Origin of the sequence: Reyranella sp., assembly GCF_965229815.1 — a bacterium.
In the GTDB taxonomy this organism is placed as follows: Bacteria; Pseudomonadota; Alphaproteobacteria; order Reyranellales; family Reyranellaceae; genus Reyranella.
The window spans coordinates 2,148,851-2,165,973 of record NZ_CBDDJN010000006.1 but is presented as its reverse complement, the minus strand read 5'-3'; the positions used below and the strand labels follow the sequence as shown (position 1 = coordinate 2,165,973).

Sequence of the window (17,123 nt, the reverse complement as noted above, 5' to 3'; positions counted from 1 at the left end):
GAACCGCACGGTTCCCCCGGCTCGCAATAGGCTCTAGCGTCGCCCGATGCCCTCGGTAGAACCGGCCGGCACGGCCCTTTTCCTGAAGCGCTGGCTGCGGCGTCCCTTCGCGACGGGCGCGCTCGTGCCGAGCGGGCGCCTCCTCGCCGAGGCCATGGCGCAGGCCACCCGCGCCGCGGCCGGCGCCGGTGACATCGTCGAGCTGGGCGCCGGCACCGGCGGCGTCACCAAGGCGCTGCTGGCGGCCGGCATTCCCGCCGAGCGCCTGGTCCTGGTCGAGCGCGATCCCGAGTTCGCGGTGTTCCTGCGTCGCCATTTCAGGGGGCTGCGCATCGTCGAGGGCGACGCCGCCCGTCTGCCGCAGATCCTGCCGGCGCAGGGCGTCACTTCCGTCGCCGCCATCGTGTCGAGCCTGCCCCTGCTGTCGCTGCCGGCAGAGGTGGTGTCCGGCATCGTCACCGGCGCGTTCGACGTGCTGCCCGAAGGTGGCGCGCTGGTGCAGTTCACCTACGGGCCCAAGCCGCCCGTGCCGCGCGCGCTGCGCCAGCGGCTGGGGCTCGACGGCGTGCGCAGCCGGCGCATCTGGCGCAACGTGCCGCCAGCCGTGGTGTGGACGTTCCGGAGGAAGGCGGCGTGACGGGGTTCAGCTTCGACGACGGGCTGCGCTCGGCCATTGCGGGCCGGCTCTCCCGCTTCGAACACCGTCGCCGCGCCGATGCCGGCGGGCTGAAGCGCGCCGCGGTCGCCGTGGTCGTGGTCGAGGACGAGGCGCCGGGCGAGGCGGCCTTCCTGCTGACCCGCCGCACGCCGCGGCTGCGCTCGCATGGCGGCCAGTGGGCCCTGCCGGGCGGGCGCGTCGACCCGGACGAGACGATCGAGCAGACGGCGCTGCGCGAGCTGCACGAGGAGCTCGGCGTCCAGGCGACGCCGGACGACATACTGGGCACGCTCGACGACTATCCGACCCGCTCGGGCTATCTCATCGCGCCGGTCGTGGTCTGGTCGACCCAGGCGACGCTCGTCCTGAGCCCCGAGGAGGTGTCGGCGGCCTACCGGATCGGCTGCCGCGAGCTGTTCCGCGACGGCTCGCCCGAGATCGTCGCCATTGCGGAATCCGACCGGCCGATCATCCGGCTGCCGCTGCCGGTGGCCACCGTCAACGCCCCGACCGCCGCCGTGCTCTATCAGTTCCGCGAGGTCGCGCTGGCCGGGCGCGACACGCGCGTCGACCACTTCGAGCAGCCGGTCTTCGCCTGGCGCTGATCAGACGATCCGGGTGGCGGCATCCCGGCGCTTCAGGAACACCACCGTTTCCTGCTCCAGCACCGGCTCGTCGCGCTGGTTCAGCGTGACCTGGCGGATGCGTGCGATGCCGCGGTCCGGCTTCGATTCCGAGGCCCGCAGCTCCACGACGTCGGTGACGACATGCAGCGTGTCGCCCGGCCGCACCGGCCGTGGAAAGGTCACCGCGCCGAGGCCGGGCGATCCCAGGCTGCAGGCGCGGAACACGCCCTGGTCCAGCCACAGCCGCAGCGTCAGCGACATGGTGTGCAGGCCCGACGCGATCAGCCCGCCGAACGTCCAGCCGCGCGCGAACTCGGCGTCCATGTGGAAAGGCTGCGGATCCCATTGCCGGGCGAAGTCGATGATGGCCGCTTCGGTGACGGTCATGCCGGCGCTGACGAAGCGATCGCCCACCCGGAAGTCCTCGAACAGGCGGTCGCTCACAGGGCGAGCTCCAGGTAGGTCGTGCCGGGAACCGGGCTCGGGTAGTAGGGCGGGATGTCGACGAAGCCCATCGAGCGGTAGACCCTGATGGCCGCGTCCATCTTGCCGGCGATCGTGTCGAGCCGCAGAGACCGGTAGCCGCGCGAGCGTGCCTCCTCGACGATGCGATGGGTGAGCGTGCGCCCGAGCGACAGGCCGTCCGGGCCGCGCAGGCCGCGGAAGTCGGGGCGCACGTAGAGGCGCTTCATCTCGCAGATGCCCGGCTCGAGCGGCCGCAGGGCCACCGCGCCCGCCGCGCGGCCGTCGGCCCGCGCCAGGAGGAGCGCGCCCTCCGGCGGCGCATACTTGCCGGGCAGGCCGGCCAGCTCGGCGTCGAAACCCTGGTAGCCGAGGGAGAAGCCGAGGCTGGCGGCATACTCCGCGAACAGGGAGCGGATGGCGTCGAGATCCGCCTCCGTCTCGGGAGGGCCGATGATCAGGCGGGGACTATCGGACATCGAGCATCGTTCTCCGGCGACCGTGGCAGGGCATTGTCCGTTCGACTGTAACCCGCCGGACGCATAATGCTCCCGGAGGCGCCTGTCGAACCGGCCTTTCCGGGCGGAATGGGGCCGCCGGCGGTTCCCTCCGGGGGGAAACCGCTTTAGCCTGCCAGCCAACGATCGGAGGAGCGAATGCCGAGACGACCGACGCGTCGGCGCGTGATGGCCCTGACCGGCGCCATGGCCGGCGGTGCCAGCGTCGCCGGCGCCGCACCGGGCCAGTCGGCGTGGCCCCGCCGACCCGTTCGCTTCATCGTGCCGTTCCCGCCGGGCCAGGCTGCCGACATCTTCGCGCGCCTGATGGCCGAGAAGCTCGGCGAGCTGTGGAAGCAGCAGGTCATCGTCGAGAACAAGGCCGGCGGTGGCGGCATACCGGCCACGGAGTACGGCAAGGCCGCGGCACCGGACGGCTACACGCTGATGGTCGTCACCAGCGGGACGTTCGGCATCAACCCCAGCCTCTATCCCGATCTCCCGTACCGGCCTCTGGTCGACTTCCTGCCGATCTCCAACATCTTCCTCGTGCCGCTGGTGATCGTGGCGCATCCGGGCTTCCCGGCGAGCACGCTGGCCGAGCTCATCGAGCTGGCGCGCAAGGAGCCGGGCAAGCTTTCCTATGCCTCGGCCGGCCCGGGCACCGCGCAGCATCTGGCGATGGAGCTCTTCAAGCTGCGCGCCAAGCTCGACATCGTCCACGTTCCCTACAAGGGCAGCGGTCCGGCCATGGCGGATCTCCTGGGCGGGCACGTCAAGCTGATGATGGACAGCACGGCCTCGGCGCTGGGGCCGATCGTGGACAAGCGCGTCAAGCCGCTCGCCGTGACCACGGCGCGCCGCGCCGCGCCGCCGCTCGACGACATCCCGACGATCGCCGAGACGCTCCCCGGCTTCGACGTCGCGGGCTGGTCGGGCCTCGCGGCGCCGGCGGGCACGCCGCTCGAGATCGTGGTCAGGATCAACAGGGACGTGCAGGCGGTCCTGCACGAGAGCGCGGTCGTTCGCCAGATCGAGCAGCGCGCCGGCCTGCCGGCACCCGGGTCGCCGATCGAGTTCGCCGAGTTCATCAAGAAGGAAATGGACACCTGGGCCGAGGTGGTGCGGGCGACCGGCACCCGGCCGGGGACCTGATCGGACCACCATGAAGCTCTACAGCCTGAAGAACGGCGTCAATCCGCGCCGCGTCCGCATCTTCCTGGCGGAGAAGCGCCTGTCGATCCCGATCGAGGAATTCGACATGGAGACCGCCGGCCACAAGGCGCCGGCGTTCCTCGCGCGCAATCCGCTCGGTACCCTTCCGGTGCTCGAGCTCGACGACGGTACCGTGATCGCCGAATCGGTGGCGATCTGCCGCTATGTCGAGGAGATGATCCCCGAACCGCCGCTGTTCGGCCGCTCGGCGCTGGAGCGGGCGCAGGTCGAGATGTGGAACCGGCGGATGGAGCTCGAGCTGCTCCTGCCGGTGATCGACGTCTTCGTGCACACCCATCCGTTCTGGGTGGGCAAGCGGCGCCAGATCGGCGAATGGGGCGCGGCGCGGCGCGAGCAGGTCGCCGAGCGCCTGCGATGGCTCGACCGCGAGCTCGAGGGACGGCCGTTCATCGCCGTCGACCGCTACAGCATCGCCGACATCACCGCCCAGGTGGCCCTGTTGACGGCGCGCGGCGCGCTCAAGCTCTCCATCGGTGAGGACCAGCCCAACCTCGCGCGCTGGTGGGCATCCGTCTCGACGCGGCCCACGGCCCGGGCCTAGGCCGGTCCGGAAGAAGAAAGGCGCGAGCCGGGAGAGACCGAACGCGCCTCAGGCGTCGAGGATGGCGACGAGCTGGCCTTCGCCGATCGCCTCGCCTTCGCTCACCCTGATCTCCTTGATCGTGCCGGCGCGCGGCGACAGGACCGGGATCTCCATCTTCATCGATTCGAGGATCATGATCTCGCCGTCGGCCTCGACGCGATCGCCGGGCTTGGCCTGGATCTTCCAGACGTTTCCGGCGATTTCCGACTTCACGTTGACGACGGCCATTCTCCCCTCGCTTCAGAGTCTGTTGTCCGAGGCTTTCTCGGCCAGGGCGAGGGCGAAGGCAAGGGCGGAGCCGCCGATCCGGGCACCGAGCCGATAGGCGGCCTGGTTCACTTCCGACAGGATGCCGTCGAGCAGCGTCGAGCGGCCGTCGCCGATGCGGGCGGACAGGGCCGCCACCGTGCCGCCGGCGACCCCGACCCGGTCCAGCACGGCGAGACCGGTCACGCCGGCCTGCTCCATGCCGAAGCCCGCGTCATTGAACAGCGCCAGCGCGGGCAGGAAGGCCGCCGCCGTCTCTCCAGCGGGAACGCCGCCGTGACTGCCGCTGGCGATGACGCGGCCGCGGTCGCGCGGGCCCCCCAGCGAGATCGAATCGATGCATATGACGCGCCCCGCCAGGGTCCGTCCTTCGCTCATCGGTTCGGGCATCGTATGCGGCCAGGGAGCGGCCTTCAGGCGCTCCGCCGCTTCCGAGGCGGGCTGGCCGGGCTCGACTCCGCAGGCGGCGGCCAGAGCGTTGGCCCGGCTGATGAAGCCGCGGCGCAGCATGTCGGCGCCGTCGCCGATGCGGGCGCTGGCGCCCGAGACTGTCGCCATGGCCATCCCGTGCCGGTCCGCCCAGGGCAGGCCGCTGATGCCGGCATCGTCGCGTCCGATGCAGGCGTCGTTGTGGATCGCAGCCCGCGCGCCGGCCTTGGCCGAGAGATAGGCGGCATAGACCGCGCCGTGCGAGCCGCCCACGACGACGGCGCCGTTGGCGTTACCCGGGAGCTTGGTGACGCTCGGGACGGCGATGACGGAGACACTCATGACGACAGCCTTCGGACAATCGGTTTATATGCTGGCACATGCTCGAAGGCACTCCTTCGGACCCGTGCCCCTGCGGGCGACCACCCGCACTCTGCGTTTGTCCGCCGGCTCCCGTCGTCGACAACGAGGTGACGGTACTCGTCCTGCAACACCCTCAGGAGCAGGACCGAGTGCTGGGCACGGCCGGGTTGCTGTCCCGCGTTCTCGCGGATGCACGCGTAACCGTCGGTCTGTCGTGGCGCAACCTCGGCCATGCCCTTCGTCTCGGCACTCAACAACGGGCGCCCGATGCCCGTCAATGGGCCGTGCTCTACCTGGGGGCGACGCACCTCGATGCCGGCGGACGCCGTCCGGAGCGCGGATCGCTCGTGGCGCTCGACCGGGTCGGGGCGCCGCTGGCCGACCAGGCCGCCGCGCTCGCCGGCATCAAAGGCCTGGTGGCGCTCGACGGAAACTGGGCGCAGGCCAAGGCGCTGTGGTGGCGCAATCCGTGGTTGACCCGCCTGCAGCGCGTCGTCGTCGTGCCCGACGCGCCCTCGCTCTACGGAAGTCTGCGCCGCGAAGCGAGACCGGAGGCGCTGTCGACGCTCGAAGCGGTGGCGCTGGCCCTGGCGACGTTGGAGCACGATCCCACGGTGCGCGACCGCATCCTGGCGCCTTTCCGCGAGCTGATCCGGCGCGCCCGGGCGGCCGGAATCCGCGATTCGAAACGGGATCGTCGCTCCCGCCGATAGGCAATATACTGTCGTCATGCTCGACCAGCCATCTGCTCAGGTTCCCGTCGTTCAGCGCACGAATCCCGAGCGGTCCTTTACCGAGGAAGTCCGGGCGTTGCGCCTGGGCGCAGGAGATACCTTCCGCGGCGAAGGCATCCTCGCGGTCACCAAGGCGATCCTGCAATCGGGTGTGGCCTATGTCGGCGGCTATCAAGGCGCACCCGTCTCCCATTTGGTAGACGTACTCGTCGAATCGCAGGATTTGCTCGACGAACTCGGCGTCCATCTCGAGACCTGCACCAACGAATCGTCGGCCGCGGCGCTGCTCGGCGCCTCGATCAACTATCCCCTGCGCGGATGCGTCACCTGGAAGTCGATCGTCGGCACCAATGTCGCTGCCGATGCGCTGTCGAACCTCGCTTCGCCGGGCGTGATCGGCGGCGCGCTGATCGTCGTCGGCGAGGATTACGGCGAGGGCGCCTCGATCATCCAGGAGCGCGCGCACGCCTACGCGCTGAAATCCTCGGTCTGGCTGATGGATCCGCGGCCCAACCTGCCGTCGATCGTGCAGTGCACCGAGAAGGCCTTCGAGCTGTCGGAGGCGACCAATACGCCGGTGATGATGGAGCTGCGCATCCGCGCCTGTCACGTCACCGGGGAATTTCCAGCGAAGGACAACCGACCGCCGCCGGTATCGCGCAACAACCGGCTGGCCGCGCCGGCGGCGCACAACTACGACCGCATCTCGCATCCTCCTTCGACCTACGTCCACGAGAAGCTGAAGGTCGAGGTGCGTCAGCCGGCGGCCGAGCGGTTCATCGTCGAGCACGGGCTGAACGAGTTCGTGCCCGGCGAGCGTTCGGACCTCGGCATCATCGTGCAGGGCGGCATCACCAACGTCCTGCTGCGCGGCCTCGACCGGCTGGAGGTCGAGGGCAAGGTGCCGACCCTGGTGCTGAACGTCACGCATCCCCTCGTGCCGGACCAGATCGTCGATTTCTGCCGCGGCAAGCGCGCCGTCCTGGTGGTCGAGGAGGGGTCTCCCGACTTCATCGAGCAGGCGATCCACGCGATGCTGCGCAAGCGCGACGTCGGCACGCGCGTGTTCGGCAAGGACGTGCTGCCGATGGCGGGCGAGTACACCGCCGAGGTCGTGACCGAGGGCCTGCTGAAGTTCCTCTCGCAGTCGGCCAACGACATAGACCTTTCCCGGCCGCGCGAGCGCTTCGAGGCGGCGCGCGCCGGCCGCGCCGAGGCGCAGCGCCTGCTCGGCGGATCCCTGCCGCTCCGGCCGCCGGGCTTCTGCGTCGGCTGCCCCGAGCGGCCGGTCTTCTCGGCCATCAAGCTGCTCGAGCGCGAGGTCGGGAAGGTCCACATCTCGAGCGATATCGGCTGCCACTCCTTCGCCACCCTGGCGCCGTTCAACCTCGGCAACTCGATCCTGGGGTTCGGCATGTCGCTGGCCGCCGCCGGCGCGGTGGCGCCGGTCATGCAGAAACGCACCATCTCGGTGATGGGCGACGGCGGCTTCTGGCACAACGGCCTGCTGAGCGGCGTCGCCTCGGCGATGTTCAACCGCGGCGACCGCGTGCTGGTGATCATGCAGAACGGCTACACCTCGGCCACCGGGGCGCAGTTCATTCCCAACACGTCGGGCAATCGCCGCGACGGCGAGACGACGTCGGACATCGCCGCGACCCTGCGCGCCATGGGCGTTCGGTGGCTGCGCACGATCCGGACCTACAATGTCGGCACGATGCTCAAGACCCTGCGCGAGGCCATGAGCACCGACGATCCCGGGCTAAAGGTGATCGTGGCGGACGGCGAGTGCCAGCTCGCGCGGCAGCGGCGCATCCGGCCGCAGATCGCCGCCAGCCTGAAGCGCGGCGAACGGGTCGTGCGCACCCGCTTCGGCGTCGACGACGAGGTCTGCACCGGCGACCATTCCTGCATCCGCCTGTCGGGCTGCCCGTCGCTGGTGGTGAAGCCCAGCCCCGACCCGCTGCGCAGCGATCCCGTCGCCCACGTCAATAACGGGTGCGTCGGCTGCGGCCTGTGCGGCGAGGTGGCCGACGCCGCCGTGCTCTGCCCGTCCTTCTACAAGGCCGACATCGTTCAGAATCCGACCTGGTGGGACCGCCTGAAATGGCGCTTCCGCTCGGCCGTGATCGGAGCGCTGGCGTGAGGGCGGATGTCATCGCTGTGGGCGCGCCACTCCCGTGGCGCGTCATGCTCATGGGGAGCGCGGACCTCCAGGTCCGCTTCATGATTCCGAGCGGACCTGGAGGTCCGCGCTCCAAAGACGCGCCACGGGAGTGGCGCGCCCCCAGCCCATGAAACCCATCACCCTCCTGGTCGGCGCGCTCGGCGGCGATGGCGGCGGCGTGCTGTGCGACTGGATCGTCGTGGCGGCGCAGAGCCGCGGCCTCGACGTGCAGGCGACGCAGATCCCCGGCGTCGCCCAGCGTACCGGCGCCACGACCTACTATCTCGAGGTCATGCCCGCGCCCGGCGCGCGGGCGCCCGTGCTGGCGCTCAACCCGGCGATCGGCGAGGTCGACGTGGCGCTGGCCACCGAGCTCCTCGAGGCCGGGCGCATGATCTTCAACGGCTTCGTCACGCCCGACCGCACGACGCTGATCGCCTCGACCCATCGCGTGCTGGCGATCGGCGAGCGCATGGCGATGGGCGACGGCAGCTTCGACGTCGGCCGCTTGCTGCGCGCCGTCAAGGAGCGCAGCCGCGAGCAGATCCTGTTCGACATGGACCAGGCGGCCGAGGAGGCCGGCGGCGTGATCAATGCCGTGCTGCTGGGTGCGCTGGCCGGGTCCGGGCGCCTGCCGATCCCGGACGAGGCCTTCGAGGCGGCGATCCGCCACGGCGGCAAGGCGGTCGACACCAACCTCGCGGCCTTCGCCTTCGGCCGTGGCCATGCCCGCGGCGAGCTCGCCCAGACCGTGCGCGAGCATCGCAAGCGCCAGGCCGCGGCACGCGGCATCGAGGACCTGATGGCGCGGGCGCGGCAGTCCTTCCCGTCGGCATCCCTCGACGTGATCGAGGAGGGCATCCGCCGGCTCGCAGCCTACCAGGACAGGCGCTACGCCGCGCTCTATCTCGACCGTCTCGACGCGCTGCAGGCGGCGGGCTCGCCCGAGCTGCTGCGCGACACGGCGCGGCACCTCGCGGTGCGCATGTCGTTCGAGGACGTGATCCGCGTCGCCCAGGCCAAGACCTCGGTCGAGCGCCTGGCGCGGGTGCGCGGCGAGGTGCGGGCCAAGGACGGCGAGCCGGTCGAGATCACCGAGCATTTCAAGCCCGGCATCGAGGAGATCGCGGCCGTGCTGCCGCCCGGCTGGGCGCGGCGGCTGCTGGCCTGGGGCGAGCGGACCGGCCGGCTCGGCCGCACCTATTTCTCGATGCACGTGCGCACGACCACCGTGCTGGGCTTCGCGCGGCTGCGGCTGGTGGCGGCGCTGCGCGGCTGGCGGCCGCGCACCCATCGCTACGCCGAGGAGCAGGCCGAGATCGAGCGCTGGCTGGCGCAGATCCGGGCCGCGGCGGCGATCGACATCGGCCTCGCGCGCGAGATCGCCGAATGCGCCCGGCTCATCAAGGGCTACGGCGACACGCACAAGCGGGGATCGGAGAACTACCGGCACATCACGGAGCAGGTGATCGCTCCCGCGCTCGAGGGCCGGCTGGCGCCTCGCGTTGCGGCTGACGCGGTCGCGAGCGCCCGGGTGGCGGCGCTGGCCGATCCGGAAGGCGAAAGCCTGTCGCGCGCGCTGGCGGCGATCGAGGCCGCGGCGCGGCCGGTCCGGCAGGCGGCGGAGTAGCGCCGGCGGATGAACGGCGAGGCGGACTCTCCGGCAGCGATCGATGTCGCTTCCCTGGCGGAACGCGACGCCTTCGCGCGGGCGAGCGGCATCGAGCTGGTCGAGGCGTCGCTGGGGCGCGCCGTCTGCCGGGTGCGGCTCGGGGAACGGCATCTCAACTTCAACGGCGTCGCCCATGGCGGACTCACCTTCACCCTGGCCGATGCCGCGCTGGGCTATGCCAGCAACTCGCGCGGCATCGTGACCGCGAGCATCGACGCCCACATCCTCTACAGCCTGCCGGCGCGGGCGGACGACGTGCTGACGGCGACGGCGGTCGAGATCTCCCGCACCAGCCGGCTCGCGAGCTATCGCATCGACATCGTGCGCGGCGACGGCCGCCTGATCGCCGCCATGACCGGCACGACCTTCCTGTCCGGCAAGCCCGTCGAGGTCTGATCCATGCCGTTCGTCTCCAGGCACGAAGTCACCGTCGAATGGGGCGACTGCGACCCCGCCGGCATCGTCTACTACCCGGCCTATTTCAGGTGGAGCGACCAGGCCAGCCATCGCCTGTTCCACGCGGCGGGCGTCGAGCGCGACGAGATGAAGGGCGGTCCGTGGAAGGAGGGCACGCCGCTGGTCGCCGCCGAATGCTCGTTCCGCCGTCCCTCCCAGCCCGGCGAGAAGCTGGTCGTCGAGAGCCACGTGTCGCGCTTCGGCCGCAGCTCCCTCACTATCAGCCACGTCTTCCGCGACGCCACCGGCGAGATCGCCGCCGAAGGCAGCGAGACCCGCATCTGGGCCCGCAAGGAAGGCGACGCGCGCTCGCTGAAGGCGGTGCCGATTCCGGAAGAGGTGAGGAAGAAGCTCGGCGAGTGACCGCGCACCGTGCCGGGCTACGCCGCCGCCTTCAGAATATCCGCCATCTTCTCGCCGACCATGATCGACGGCGCGTTGGTGTTGCCCGACGGCATGGTCGGGAAGATCGAGGCGTCGGCGACCCGCAGCCCCTCGAGCCCGTGCACCTTGAGCTTGTCGTCGACCACGGTCTTCGGTCCGGCCGGTCCCATGCGGCAGGTGCCGATCGGGTGATAGGCGGTCTGCGAGTTGTTGCGGATCCAGGTCAGGATCTCGTCGTCGCTCTGGACCGAGGCGCCGGGCGAGAACTCCTCGCCGCGGTACGCATCCATCGGCGCCGCGTCGACGATCTGGCGCATCATGCGGAATCCACCGACCATCGCCGCCTGGTCGATCGGATCGGCCAGGAAGTTGAAGCGGATCGCCGGCTGGGCCTTGGGATCGGGCGAGCGGATGTGGATGGTTCCCAGGCTCTCGGGCCGCAGCTGGTAGCAGGCGATCGTCATCGACGGGAAGTCCTGCAGCTTGCGCGTCTTGGGATCCTTGATGGCGTACGGCACGAGGTGCATCTGCACGTCCGGCGTCTCGAGCTCGGGCCGCGTCTTCAGGAAGGCGAGCAGCGGCGCCGAGGGCAGGCTCATGAAGCCGCCGCCGGTCGCCAGGTACTTCAGCATCTGGGTCATGGCGCCCACGCCGCGCGCCATGTGGTTGTAGGAGACGCGCGGATCCTTCACCTTCCAGATGATGCGGGCGTTGATATGGTCGCGGAAGTTCTCGCCGACCGCGGGCAGCTCGTGCTTGACCTCGATGCCGTGCTTGCGCAGCAGCTCGGGCTGGCCGATGCCGGACAGTTCCAGGATCTGCGGGCTGGCCACGCCGCCGGCCGACAGGATGGTCTCGCGGCCGCGCGCCTGGACGATCTTGCCATCCTTCTCGTACTCGACGCCGACGCAGCGCTTGCCGTCGAGCAGCAGGCGCAGCGTGAAGGCGTCGGTCTCGACCTGCAGGTTGGACGAGCGCTTCATCGCCGGCTCGATGTAGCAGTGGGCGACGCTCATGCGCCGGCCCTTGTAGATCGAGGTCTGCGTCTTGACGACGCCTTCCTGGTCCTCGCTGTTGTAGTCGGGATTGTGCTTGAAGCCGGCGGCCTTGGCGGCGGCGAACAGCGCGTCGTAGAGCGGGTTCTCGTCGGGCACGGTCGAGACCTTGAGCGGCCCCGACGTGCCGCGGCCGTTGCTGCCGTCGCCGTCGACGAAGGTCTCGATGCGGGTGAAGAGCGGCGCCACGTCGCGCCAGCTCCAGCCACGGCATCCCATCTGCGCCCAGGTGTCGAAGTCGAGCGGCTGGCCGCGCACCCACACCAGCCCGTTGATCGAGCTCGAGCCGCCCAGCAGCTTGCCGCGCGGCACCGGGATCTGGCGGTTGGCGGTGCCCGGCTCGGGATCCGACAGGTAGCACCAGTTGGCCGTCGGATGCTCGATCAGCAGGCCGAACGATAGGGGCATGCGCGAATAGGGATGGCTGCGGGCGCCGGCCTCCAGCAGCAGCACCTTGTTGGCCGGGTTCTCGCTCAACCGCGCCGCGAGCGCGCCGCCGGCCGAACCGGCCCCCACTACAATATAGTCGTATTCCGCCATGATCCTCTCCTTGCGGCGACTATCGGCGCGACGGTCCGCCCGGACAAGGGTATTGGGTGCAATCCTCGGAGGCTTCATGCGGCTGGTTGTTCGGTTCCTGATCGCTTCGCTCCTCGTTGCGGCTCTCGGCGGCGCCGCCGGGGCGCAGACGGCCGATGGTGCCCGCGTCTTCCTGGTCCTCGATGCGTCGGGCTCGATGTGGGGCCGCGTCGGCGACCAGACCAAGATGCAGGTCGCGCGGGACACGGTGCGCGAGATCCTCAGGGACTGGCGGCCCGAGGACCGGCTCGGCCTGATCGTCTACGGCCACCGGCGCAAGAACGACTGCTCCGACATCGAGGTGATGCGGCCGGTGGAGGCCGTCGACGCCACCCGGCTCAACGCCCAGGTGGGCGCCATCGCGCCCAGGGGGATGACACCATTGTCGGCGGCGGTCCGGCTGGCCGCCGAGCGCCTCAAGGGCGTCGAGGGAGCGTCGACCGTCATCCTGGTTTCGGACGGGATCGAGACCTGCCGTGCCGATCCCTGCGCCGTCGCCGCGGCGCTGAAGCAGGCCGACACGCGGCTGATCGTCCACACGGTCGGCTTCGACATCCAGGACCGCAAGGCAAAGCGTCAGCTCGAATGCCTGGCCTCGGCGACCGGTGGGCTCGCTCTGTCGGCAAACGACGCGGGCAGCCTGCACGAGGCGATCGGCCGGGCGGTCGAGGCCGCGCGGCAGCCGCCGTCGCCGCCACCCGCCGCCGCGCCGCCGCCACCGCCGGCGGAACCCAGGCCTTCGTGGAATCTCGAAGGGTCGGCGCGCCTCGTCGCGGGCGACGATCCGCTGTCCGGCAAGGATGCCGTCACCTGGGACTTCCGCAAGCCCGGCGCGCCCGGGACCGAGCCGGCCTATGTCGACACCTCCTACAAGGACACGATCGAGGCGACGCTGGAGCCCGGCACCTACCGCGTCCGGGTGCTGGCCGGCTCGGTCAGGATGGATGCCGACGTGACGATCGAGGCCGGCAGGATGAACCGGCTCGACGTCGTGCTGAACGCCGGGCGGCTCGGCCTGCGGGCGATGCGGACGGCCGAGGAGAACCAGTCCGGCAGCGTGTTCTGGCAGGTCTTCGCCAAGGCCGACGGCTCGGAGATCTTCACGTCCTTCGCGCCGGAAACCGCCACCATCGTGCCGGCCGGTGCCTATTCGGTGACGCTGAGCCTCGGGCCGCCAAGGTGACGCGCGACGTCGCGGTGGCGGCCGGCGACACGACCGCGGTGTCTATCGTCGCCGGCGTCGGCCGGGTGGAGGCCTCGATCGTCCTCGCCTTGGGCCTGCCGGCCCGCGAGCCGTTCGTGGAGGTCTTCGCCGGCGCCGATCCGGTTCCCGGGGAGGCGTCGGTCGCCAACGGATACGGCAGCGCCGTCTCCTTCGACCTCGGCGAGGGCACCTACCGCGCCAAGGTGAGCACCGACGCCGTCAGCCGGACCTTTCGCTTCGACGTCGCGCCCGGCCGGACGACGACGGCTTCCTTCGCCCTCGATGCCGGCATCGCCAGCTTCGAGGCACCGGGCGCGGACGCGCTGGTCGTCTTTGCGGAGGACGGCAAGGACGTCGCGACCCTCTATCCGCCCTTCGGATCGATGGCGCTGCCGGCCGGCCGCTACCGGGCGGTGGCCGAGCGGAACGGAGCGAAGAAGGAGACGTCCTTCGAGATCGCCGCCGGCCAGCAGGCCCGGATCGTCGCCGCCGCTCCCTGAGCGGGCCGGTCGGGACATATCCCCCGCAGCGCCGCGCCGTGGATTGGCTAAGGTAGGCGGGTACCGGCGGGGAGACTTTGATGATCGATACGGAGAAGGGCAGGCTCGCGCTCTCTCGATTCACCATCGACATGGCGGTGCGCCTGTCGCTGATCGCCGGCGTCGTCTATGTGAGCCTTCTGCTGCTGCGACCGGTGGCGCCGCTGCTGCTCTGGTCGGTGATCCTGGCCGTCGCGGTCTATCCCTTCTACGCCGTGCTGCGGCGTCGTGCCCACCTGCGGGCCGGCCTGGCGGCGACGGTCCTGTCGCTGCTGCTGCTGGTGCTGCTCCTGACGCCCGTCGTCTTGCTTGCGACGTCGGCAATCGAGACCCTGAACAGCTACGCCGGCTTCCTGGCCCAGGGGGGACATGTCCTGCCGCCGCCGCCGGAATCGGTGAAGGACTGGCCGCTGGTCGGTCAGCGGGTCTACGACTTCTGGCGGGGCGCCTCGGACGATTCGAGCGCCTTCCTGACGACCCATGTCGGCCAGATCGCGTCCCTGGGACGATGGGTCGGGCGGCTCGCCGCCGGCGTGGCCTTCGAGGTCGTGCAGTTCGCGGCGGCGATCGTCGTCGCGGGAGTCCTGCTGGTCTACTCGGATCGGCTCGGCCTCACGCTGGGCGAGCTCGCGGGGCGGGTGGCCGATGCCCGCGGCCGCCATTTCGTCGAGATCGCCGGGGCCACGATCCGCAACGTCTCCCAGGGCGTGATCGGCGTGGCGCTGCTGCAGTCGGCGCTGCTGGGGCTGGGCATGCTGGTCGCCCATGTCCCCTTCGCCGGCGCCATCACCTTCGCCTGCCTCGTGCTGGCGATCGTGCAGGTCGGTCCCAACATCATCATGATCCCGGTCATCATCTGGATGTGGGTGACGATGCCCGCGCTCCATGCCGCGCTGTTCACCGTCTATACGGCGCCGCTGCTGCTGCTCGACAACGTGCTGCGGCCCATCCTGATGGCGCGTGGCCTGCAGACGCCGATGGCGATCATCCTGGCCGGCGTGATCTGTGGCACGCTGGCCGGCGGGCTGATCGGCCTGTTCGCCGGCCCCGTGGTGCTGGCAGTGTTCTACGACCTGCTGAAGACCTGGATCGCGCTGGGGGCGCACCCGGCCCTCGACGAGACCGTTCCCGTCGCGCCGGCGGCCCCGGAGTCTACTTCCGCTTCGGCCTGATCGCGTCCCATTGCTCGTCGGTCCAGTCGATCATCGACTGGGTGCTGGCGCCGCCGCCGCCCGACTGAAGCATCTTGCCGCCGTCGATCACGACGGCCTCGCCGTTGACGAACCCCGCGCCGTCGCTCACCAGGTAGGCGGCGAGGTTGGCGAGCTCGTCGTGCTCGCCGACGCGGCGCAGCGGGATGGTCCTGACCAGCGCCTCGTTTCCGCCGCGCTCCTTGGGCATCAGGCGGCTCCAGGCACCCTCGGTGGGGAAGGGACCGGGCACGATGGCGCAGGTTCGGATGCCCTTCGGTCCCCATTCGACCGCCAGGCTCCTGGTCATGGCCAGCACGCCCGCCTTGGCCATGGCCGAGGGCACGGTGAAGGGGGCGCCGGTCAGCGACGACACGGTCAGGATCGACAGCACGACGCGATCGCGCAGGCCCTGCTCGATCCAGCGCCGGCCGGCCGCGACGGTGCAGTAGGCCGAGCCGTGGAGCACGATCCCCAGCACCGAGTCGATCGCCCGCGTCGAGAGCCGGTGCGTCTGCGCCAGGATCTGGCCGGCGGCGTTGTTGACCAGGATGTCGAGCGGCCCGCCGGCCCATACCGTGTCCATCATGGCCTCGACGGCATCGGGAATGCGCACGTCGCAGCCCACTGTCTCGATCGCGCCGCCGCTTTCCGCGGTCAGCTCCTGGGCGGTCTGCTTCAGCACCTCCTCGCGGCGGCCGCAGATCACCACGTTGGCGCCGAGCTCGAGGTAGCGCTGCGCCATCGAGCGGCCGAGCCCGGTGCCGCCGCCCGTCACCAGGATGCGCTTGCCCTTCAGCAGGTCGGATTGGAACATCGGCCTACTTCCGGATCGTCGTCAGTGCGATGCCTGAGGCGACCAGCTTGTCGATTTCGGCCGGCGAATAGCCGTGCTCGGCCAGCACCGCCTTGGTGTCGGCGCCGAAGGTCCTCGGCTTGCTGCGCGGCGTCGGCGGCGTGCGCGAGAGCTTCACCGGGTTGCCGACATTGCGGTAGCCGTCCTTCTCCCAGACCATGTTGCGGTGCTTCGTGTGGGGATGCTCCATAACGTCGGGCACCTCCATCACCGCGCCCGACGGCACGCCGTTCTTCATCAGCTCGTTGGCGAAGGCCTCGCCGTCCCGGTCCTTGGTCAGTGCCCGCAGTTCGGCCTCCAGCTCGGACTTGTGGGCGACGCGGTCCTTGTTGGTGCGGAAGCGCGGATCGTCGGCCAGCTCCGGCTTGCCCAGCGTCTGCACGAGCTTGCGGAACTGCACGTCGTTGCCGGCGCCGACCACGATGTTGCGGCCCTTGGTGGGGAAGTTGGCGTAGGGCGCGAGGTTGCCGTGGCTGTTGCCGTAGAGCTTGGGCTTGAGCCCGGCCATGAAGTAGTTCGGGGCGTGCGGCTGGTGCAGCGCGACGGCGCTGTCGTACAGCGTGGCGTCGATGAACTGGCCCTTGCCGGAGCGGTTGCGCTCGTAGAGCGCCATCAGGATGCCCATGCAGGCATTCATGCCGGTCGAGAGGTCGACCACCGGAACGCCGATGCGGACAGGGCCGGCCTCCGGCGCACCGTTGACCGAAACGAGGCCGGCCGAGGCCTGCACCATGGCATCGTAGCCGGGGAAGCCGCCGAGCGGCCCGTCGGCGCCGAAGCCCGAGACGCGGGCATGAACGAGGCGGGGATACTTCGCCGACAGCGCGTCGTAGCCGATGCCCCACTTCTCCATCGTGCCGGTCTTGAAGTTCTCGATCAGCACGTCGGCGGTCTCGAGCAGCTTCAGCAGCACCGCGCGGCCTTCCGGCTTGGCGAGGTCGAGGGCGATCTTGCGCTTGTTGCGGTTGATGCCGGCGAAGTAGGCGGAGATGCCTTCGGCGTCGAACGGCGGGCCCCACAGGCGGGTCTCGTCGCCCTGCGGCGGTTCCACCTTGATGACCTCGGCGCCGTGGTCGGCCAGCATCTGGGCGCAGTAGGGGCCGCCCAGCACGCGCGACAGGTCGATCACTTTCAGGCCTTCCAGTGCCCCCGGCATGTCGTTCCAC

At 70.4% G+C, this 17,123-nt stretch carries 19 protein-coding genes; 12 read left to right on the top strand and 7 right to left on the bottom strand.

The features are described from left to right. Positions 1–46: 46 nt before the first annotated feature. Entirely contained in the window at positions 47–637 is a 591-nt protein-coding gene (locus ACO073_RS21585; protein ID WP_422000175.1) for a class I SAM-dependent methyltransferase, read from the top strand. After that, positions 634–1,263 (top strand): NUDIX hydrolase, encoded by a 630-nt coding sequence (locus ACO073_RS21580; protein ID WP_422000173.1) that lies wholly within the window; start codon positions 634–636, stop codon positions 1,261–1,263. Before ACO073_RS21585 ends, ACO073_RS21580 begins: the two co-directional genes overlap by 4 nt. On the opposite strand, the gene ACO073_RS21575 is transcribed toward ACO073_RS21580, so the two are convergent. Together ACO073_RS21575 and ACO073_RS21570 are read right to left on the bottom strand one after the other, a co-directional pair. Beyond that, positions 1,264–1,728, bottom strand: a complete 465-nt coding sequence (locus ACO073_RS21575) for a MaoC family dehydratase (RefSeq protein WP_422000171.1) — start codon at positions 1,726–1,728, stop codon at positions 1,264–1,266. Beyond that, complete coding sequence (locus ACO073_RS21570; protein WP_422000169.1) at positions 1,725–2,225, bottom strand: GNAT family N-acetyltransferase; 501 nt, start codon at positions 2,223–2,225, stop codon at positions 1,725–1,727. The genes ACO073_RS21575 and ACO073_RS21570 overlap by 4 nt, the downstream gene beginning before the upstream one ends. A gap of 177 nt (positions 2,226–2,402) precedes the next feature. On the opposite strand from ACO073_RS21570, the gene ACO073_RS21565 reads away from it, so the two are divergent. Next, positions 2,403–3,398 (top strand): Bug family tripartite tricarboxylate transporter substrate binding protein, encoded by a 996-nt coding sequence (locus tag ACO073_RS21565; RefSeq protein ID WP_422000168.1) that lies wholly within the window; start codon positions 2,403–2,405, stop codon positions 3,396–3,398. 10 nt (positions 3,399–3,408) lie between these two features. Then, complete coding sequence (locus ACO073_RS21560; RefSeq protein ID WP_422000166.1) at positions 3,409–4,020, top strand: glutathione S-transferase family protein; 612 nt, start codon at positions 3,409–3,411, stop codon at positions 4,018–4,020. A gap of 48 nt (positions 4,021–4,068) precedes the next feature. On the opposite strand, the gene ACO073_RS21555 is transcribed toward ACO073_RS21560, so the two are convergent. Further along, positions 4,069–4,290, bottom strand: a complete 222-nt coding sequence (locus tag ACO073_RS21555) for a biotin/lipoyl-binding carrier protein (protein WP_422000165.1) — start codon at positions 4,288–4,290, stop codon at positions 4,069–4,071. Positions 4,291–4,302: 12 nt separating this feature from the next. Then, positions 4,303–5,100, bottom strand: coding sequence for a hypothetical protein (locus tag ACO073_RS21550; RefSeq protein ID WP_422000163.1), 798 nt, complete (start codon positions 5,098–5,100; stop codon positions 4,303–4,305). A gap of 38 nt (positions 5,101–5,138) precedes the next feature. On the opposite strand from ACO073_RS21550, the gene ACO073_RS21545 reads away from it, so the two are divergent. The 5 genes from ACO073_RS21545 (at position 5,139) to ACO073_RS21525 (ending at position 10,513) form a co-directional block, all read left to right on the top strand. Further along, complete coding sequence (locus ACO073_RS21545) at positions 5,139–5,834, top strand: tRNA-uridine aminocarboxypropyltransferase (protein WP_422000161.1); 696 nt, start codon at positions 5,139–5,141, stop codon at positions 5,832–5,834. Between the two features lie 16 nt (positions 5,835–5,850). Then, the gene (locus ACO073_RS21540; protein WP_422000160.1) at positions 5,851–8,001 is read left to right on the top strand and encodes a thiamine pyrophosphate-dependent enzyme; all 2,151 of its coding nucleotides are present in this window, start codon (positions 5,851–5,853) and stop codon (positions 7,999–8,001) included. A gap of 148 nt (positions 8,002–8,149) precedes the next feature. Beyond that, complete coding sequence (locus ACO073_RS21535) at positions 8,150–9,652, top strand: indolepyruvate oxidoreductase subunit beta family protein (protein ID WP_422000158.1); 1,503 nt, start codon at positions 8,150–8,152, stop codon at positions 9,650–9,652. A gap of 9 nt (positions 9,653–9,661) precedes the next feature. After that, positions 9,662–10,090: a PaaI family thioesterase gene (locus ACO073_RS21530; protein WP_422000157.1), complete on the top strand. Its 429-nt coding sequence runs from the start codon at positions 9,662–9,664 to the stop codon at positions 10,088–10,090. Positions 10,091–10,093: 3 nt separating this feature from the next. Beyond that, complete coding sequence (locus tag ACO073_RS21525) at positions 10,094–10,513, top strand: acyl-CoA thioesterase (RefSeq protein ID WP_422000156.1); 420 nt, start codon at positions 10,094–10,096, stop codon at positions 10,511–10,513. Positions 10,514–10,530: 17 nt separating this feature from the next. On the opposite strand, the gene ACO073_RS21520 is transcribed toward ACO073_RS21525, so the two are convergent. After that, the gene (locus ACO073_RS21520; RefSeq protein WP_422000154.1) at positions 10,531–12,129 is read right to left on the bottom strand and encodes a GMC family oxidoreductase; all 1,599 of its coding nucleotides are present in this window, start codon (positions 12,127–12,129) and stop codon (positions 10,531–10,533) included. Between the two features lie 76 nt (positions 12,130–12,205). Between ACO073_RS21520 and ACO073_RS21515 the strand changes: the two genes are divergently transcribed. The 3 genes from ACO073_RS21515 (at position 12,206) to ACO073_RS21505 (ending at position 15,083) form a co-directional block, all read left to right on the top strand. Beyond that, entirely contained in the window at positions 12,206–13,351 is a 1,146-nt protein-coding gene (locus ACO073_RS21515; RefSeq protein WP_422000153.1) for a vWA domain-containing protein, read from the top strand. Then, entirely contained in the window at positions 13,348–13,872 is a 525-nt protein-coding gene (locus tag ACO073_RS21510) for a hypothetical protein (protein ID WP_422000151.1), read from the top strand. Before ACO073_RS21515 ends, ACO073_RS21510 begins: the two co-directional genes overlap by 4 nt. Positions 13,873–13,952: 80 nt before the next feature. Next, complete coding sequence (locus ACO073_RS21505; RefSeq protein WP_422000149.1) at positions 13,953–15,083, top strand: AI-2E family transporter; 1,131 nt, start codon at positions 13,953–13,955, stop codon at positions 15,081–15,083. Here ACO073_RS21505 and ACO073_RS21500 read toward each other — a convergent pair. Together ACO073_RS21500 and ACO073_RS21495 are read right to left on the bottom strand one after the other, a co-directional pair. After that, the gene (locus tag ACO073_RS21500) at positions 15,064–15,918 is read right to left on the bottom strand and encodes an SDR family oxidoreductase (RefSeq protein ID WP_422000147.1); all 855 of its coding nucleotides are present in this window, start codon (positions 15,916–15,918) and stop codon (positions 15,064–15,066) included. The genes ACO073_RS21505 and ACO073_RS21500 overlap by 20 nt on opposite strands. Positions 15,919–15,922: 4 nt before the next feature. After that, on the bottom strand, positions 15,923–17,113 hold the full coding sequence (locus ACO073_RS21495; RefSeq protein ID WP_422000145.1) for a CaiB/BaiF CoA transferase family protein: 1,191 nt from the start codon (positions 17,111–17,113) through the stop codon (positions 15,923–15,925). Positions 17,114–17,123: the final 10 nt, after the last annotated feature.

Excerpts from the sequence above, each read along its gene's own strand:
- ACO073_RS21545 (WP_422000161.1), top strand. The coding sequence starts at position 5,139 with ATGCTCGAAGGCACTCCTTCGGACCCGTGCCCCTGCGGGCGACCACCC.
- ACO073_RS21540 (WP_422000160.1), top strand. The coding sequence starts at position 5,851 with ATGCTCGACCAGCCATCTGCTCAGGTTCCCGTCGTTCAGCGCACGAAT.
- ACO073_RS21505 (WP_422000149.1), top strand. The coding sequence starts at position 13,953 with ATGATCGATACGGAGAAGGGCAGGCTCGCGCTCTCTCGATTCACCATC.
- ACO073_RS21515 (WP_422000153.1), top strand. The coding sequence starts at position 12,206 with ATGCGGCTGGTTGTTCGGTTCCTGATCGCTTCGCTCCTCGTTGCGGCT.
- ACO073_RS21535 (WP_422000158.1), top strand. The coding sequence starts at position 8,150 with ATGAAACCCATCACCCTCCTGGTCGGCGCGCTCGGCGGCGATGGCGGC.
- ACO073_RS21500 (WP_422000147.1), bottom strand. The coding sequence starts at position 15,918 with ATGTTCCAATCCGACCTGCTGAAGGGCAAGCGCATCCTGGTGACGGGC.
- ACO073_RS21525 (WP_422000156.1), top strand. The coding sequence starts at position 10,094 with ATGCCGTTCGTCTCCAGGCACGAAGTCACCGTCGAATGGGGCGACTGC.
- ACO073_RS21565 (WP_422000168.1), top strand. The coding sequence starts at position 2,403 with ATGCCGAGACGACCGACGCGTCGGCGCGTGATGGCCCTGACCGGCGCC.
- ACO073_RS21560 (WP_422000166.1), top strand. The coding sequence starts at position 3,409 with ATGAAGCTCTACAGCCTGAAGAACGGCGTCAATCCGCGCCGCGTCCGC.
- ACO073_RS21555 (WP_422000165.1), bottom strand. The coding sequence starts at position 4,290 with ATGGCCGTCGTCAACGTGAAGTCGGAAATCGCCGGAAACGTCTGGAAG.
- ACO073_RS21520 (WP_422000154.1), bottom strand. The coding sequence starts at position 12,129 with ATGGCGGAATACGACTATATTGTAGTGGGGGCCGGTTCGGCCGGCGGC.
- ACO073_RS21570 (WP_422000169.1), bottom strand. The coding sequence starts at position 2,225 with ATGTCCGATAGTCCCCGCCTGATCATCGGCCCTCCCGAGACGGAGGCG.
- ACO073_RS21585 (WP_422000175.1), top strand. The coding sequence starts at position 47 with ATGCCCTCGGTAGAACCGGCCGGCACGGCCCTTTTCCTGAAGCGCTGG.
- ACO073_RS21550 (WP_422000163.1), bottom strand. The coding sequence starts at position 5,100 with ATGAGTGTCTCCGTCATCGCCGTCCCGAGCGTCACCAAGCTCCCGGGT.
- ACO073_RS21530 (WP_422000157.1), top strand. The coding sequence starts at position 9,662 with ATGAACGGCGAGGCGGACTCTCCGGCAGCGATCGATGTCGCTTCCCTG.
- ACO073_RS21495 (WP_422000145.1), bottom strand. The coding sequence starts at position 17,113 with ATGCCGGGGGCACTGGAAGGCCTGAAAGTGATCGACCTGTCGCGCGTG.